This is a genomic window from Oleiphilus sp. HI0086, assembly GCF_001635225.1.
Map to the genome: position 1 here is coordinate 1 of NZ_LWFZ01001140.1, position 715 is coordinate 715.

At 44.6% G+C, this 715-nt stretch carries 2 protein-coding genes; both read left to right on the forward strand.

Going from position 1 to position 715, the window contains the following annotated elements; translation table 11 throughout:
- Window positions 1-276, forward strand: a 276-nt coding sequence (locus A3756_RS20105; protein WP_197481409.1) for a pyridoxine 5'-phosphate synthase, incomplete at its 5' end; no start/stop codon positions are given.
- A gap of 9 nt (window positions 277-285) precedes the next feature.
- Complete coding sequence (gene acpS / locus A3756_RS20110; RefSeq protein ID WP_068507884.1) at window positions 286-663, forward strand: holo-ACP synthase; 378 nt, start codon at window positions 286-288, stop codon at window positions 661-663.
- The last annotated feature ends 52 nt before the right edge of the window (window positions 664-715 follow it).

The following is a 715-nucleotide window of genomic DNA, read 5'->3' on the forward strand; positions in this document are numbered from 1 at the left end:
ATTGAGATTCACACAGGGCATTATGCCGAGTGTAAGGATCCGCTTGAATTGCAAGCAGAGTTAGGAAGGATTCGTAGTGGTTTGAACTTGGCCTTGTCTCATGGCCTGATTGTTAATGCAGGGCACGGTTTGCACTATCATAATACGCATGCGATAGCGGCCATACCCGGTATTAACGAACTCAATATAGGGCATAGTATCATTGCTAGGGCTTTGTTTGTTGGCATAAAGGATGCGGTTCGTGAAATGAATGCCTTAATACAATCTACGAGCTAATAGTGAATTATGACTGTTAAAGGTATTGGCAATGACCTGGTTGAAATCCAGAGAATTGCCAGATCCCTCGAGCGTTATGGAGAGCGCTTTGCAAAGCGGATATTATCCCCCAACGAGTTTGACTCCTTTCTTGAATCGAATCGTCCAGACAACTTCTTAGCTAAGCGTTTTGCTGTCAAAGAAGCTGTATCAAAGGCTTTGGGTACTGGGGTCTCTCAGGGTATTACCTGGCATGATATAGAGCTCGCGCATTCGGTGAGCGGGCAACCTGTTGCTGTCTTGCACCAAAAAGCAAAATTAAAAATGGAAGAAATGGGTGCAGAGACTATACACATTAGTTTATCTGATGAATCCGGCTTAGTCTCTGCGTTTGCAGTGCTCTCCTGAGTCTTATAGTGCTAACTGAAGACCAAGGTATACGCCGCTTTCAAGGGTTTCA

Coding starts and splice junctions, on each gene's coding strand:
- acpS (WP_068507884.1), top strand. CDS start 286: ATGACTGTTAAAGGTATTGGCAATGACCTGGTTGAAATCCAGAGAATT.